1 protein-coding gene and 1 pseudogene are annotated in these 2,670 nt (G+C 59.8%); both read left to right on the plus strand.

The annotated features are described in order from the left end of the window. The first annotated feature begins 5 nt into the window (after nucleotides 1-5). A pseudogene (locus UP10_RS35760) lies at nucleotides 6-1,342 on the plus strand (IS701 family transposase). A gap of 121 nt (nucleotides 1,343-1,463) precedes the next feature. Further along, nucleotides 1,464-2,670: IS701 family transposase (locus UP10_RS35765; RefSeq protein WP_044591034.1), on the plus strand; the 1,207-nt coding region annotated here is incomplete at its 3' end.

Raw genomic sequence — 2,670 nt, forward strand, 5'->3', positions numbered from 1 at the left:
CGACCATGGTGGACACGAAGTCGAAGTGGGAAGACGAGCTTGGGCGCTGGCTCAAGCCATTCCTGGATCGTTTAGGTCACAAGGCGCGGCGGCGGATGTGTCCGCTTTATATCTCGGGATTGATTGGACCGGGCGATCGCAAGAGCGTCCAGCCAATGGCGGCGCGGCTGGCACCGGGCGAGTATGACCAGTTGCACCATTTCATCGCTGATGGCCTCTGGGATGCGGCGCCATTGGAGGCAGAATTGCTCGTTCAGGCCGATCGCCTGGTCGGCGGCAAAGATGCGGTGCTGGTCATCGACGACACGGCGATGCCGAAGAAGGGCGATCGTTCGGTTGGCGTCGCTCCACAATATGCCTCGTCTCTCGGCAAGACGGCTAATTGCCAAACATTGGTGTCGCTGACGCTTGCGCGGGGTGAAGTGCCGGTCATGGTGGCATTACGTCTCTTCGTTCCCGAGAGTTGGACGAGCAATCCGGTGCGTTTGAAGCGTGCGGGCGTTCCTGTAGAGTACCGCGCAGCGCGGACCAAGCCAGAGATCGCCTTGGCGGAGATCGATCGCGTGATGGCAGCCGGTATGCGCTTTGGCTGTGTGCTGGCCGATGCCGGTTACGGCCTCAGCGCGCCGTTCCGTCAGGGGCTCACGACACGCGGCCTGGCCTGGGCCGTCGGTATCCCTCGTCATCAGAAGGTTTATCCGGTGGAGGTTAAATTGATCTGGCCGGTCGCCGGTCGAGGTCGTCCCCGCAAGCGGCACATTCCCGACGTATTGTCGACGGCGGCCGAAGACATGCTGGCCAATGCTAAGTGGCAAAATGTGAGTTGGCGAAACGGGACCAAGGGCCGGCTGGAAGCTCGCTTCGCCGCGGTTCGCGTGCGAACCGCTGATGGACCTCCGCAGCGGATCAAGGACATGGGCCAGCAGCATCTTCCGGGGGACGAAGCCTGGCTCATCGGCGAACACAGGACGTCGGGAGAGAAGAAATATTATCTCGCCAATATGCCGGCCAAGACGAATCTGCGCACGTTAGCTGCTACGATCAAAGCTCGATGGATTTGCGAACAGGCCCATCAGCAGCTGAAAGAGGAACTCGGGCTTGATCACTTCGAGGGACGATCCTGGCAGGGCCTTCATCGTCATGCGCTCATGACTATGATCGCTTACGCATTCCTCCAGCATCGCCGTCTCGCACAAGCGGGGCGGAAAAAAAGAATCAACGGTCCACCACCTCAGCCGAGCCTACCGGCCGTACGCCAAGCCATCGTCGATCTCATCGTTCAACCACGACCTCAGCGATGCCCGCACTGCAGAAGACAAATCGGCGGAAAGCAGCGGCGTGAATAAATCTGCCAAAGTAGTGCTAGCACTACTTTGGCAGATTTTGGCGATTGATTAGCGAAACTGGATTCCCGAATCAGATTTTCAATGATTCATGGGTGGTCGGCTTTTGGAGGGCCGACCATGGTGGACACGAAGTCGAAGTGGGAAGACGAGCTTGGGCGCTGGCTCAAGCCATTCCTGGATCGTTTAGGTCACAAGGCGCGGCGGCGGATGTGTCCGCTTTATATCTCGGGATTGATTGGACCGGGCGATCGCAAGAGCGTCCAGCCAATGGCGGCGCGGCTGGCACCGGGCGAGTATGACCAGTTGCACCATTTCATCGCTGATGGCCTCTGGGATGCGGCGCCATTGGAGGCAGAATTGCTCGTTCAGGCCGATCGCCTGGTCGGCGGCAAAGATGCGGTGCTGGTCATCGACGACACGGCGATGCCGAAGAAGGGCGATCGTTCGGTTGGCGTCGCTCCACAATATGCCTCGTCTCTCGGCAAGACGGCTAATTGCCAAACATTGGTGTCGCTGACGCTTGCGCGGGGTGAAGTGCCGGTCATGGTGGCATTACGTCTCTTCGTTCCCGAGAGTTGGACGAGCAATCCGGTGCGTTTGAAGCGTGCGGGCGTTCCTGTAGAGTACCGCGCAGCGCGGACCAAGCCAGAGATCGCCTTGGCGGAGATCGATCGCGTGATGGCAGCCGGTATGCGCTTTGGCTGTGTGCTGGCCGATGCCGGTTACGGCCTCAGCGCGCCGTTCCGTCAGGGGCTCACGACACGCGGCCTGGCCTGGGCCGTCGGTATCCCTCGTCATCAGAAGGTTTATCCGGTGGAGGTTAAATTGATCTGGCCGGTCGCCGGTCGAGGTCGTCCCCGCAAGCGGCACATTCCCGACGTATTGTCGACGGCGGCCGAAGACATGCTGGCCAATGCTAAGTGGCAAAATGTGAGTTGGCGAAACGGGACCAAGGGCCGGCTGGAAGCTCGCTTCGCCGCGGTTCGCGTGCGAACCGCTGATGGACCTCCGCAGCGGATCAAGGACATGGGCCAGCAGCATCTTCCGGGGGACGAAGCCTGGCTCATCGGCGAACACAGGACGTCGGGAGAGAAGAAATATTATCTCGCCAATATGCCGGCCAAGACGAATCTGCGCACGTTAGCTGCTACGATCAAAGCTCGATGGATTTGCGAACAGGCCCATCAGCAGCTGAAAGAGGAACTCGGGCTTGATCACTTCGAGGGACGATCCTGGCAGGGCCTTCATCGTCATGCGCTCATGACTATGATCGCTTACGCATTCCTCCAGCATCGCCGTCTCGCACAAGCGGGGCGGAAAAAAA

This window comes from Bradyrhizobium sp. LTSPM299 (genome assembly GCF_000938235.1).
Lineage (GTDB): Bacteria > Pseudomonadota > Alphaproteobacteria > Rhizobiales > Xanthobacteraceae > Bradyrhizobium.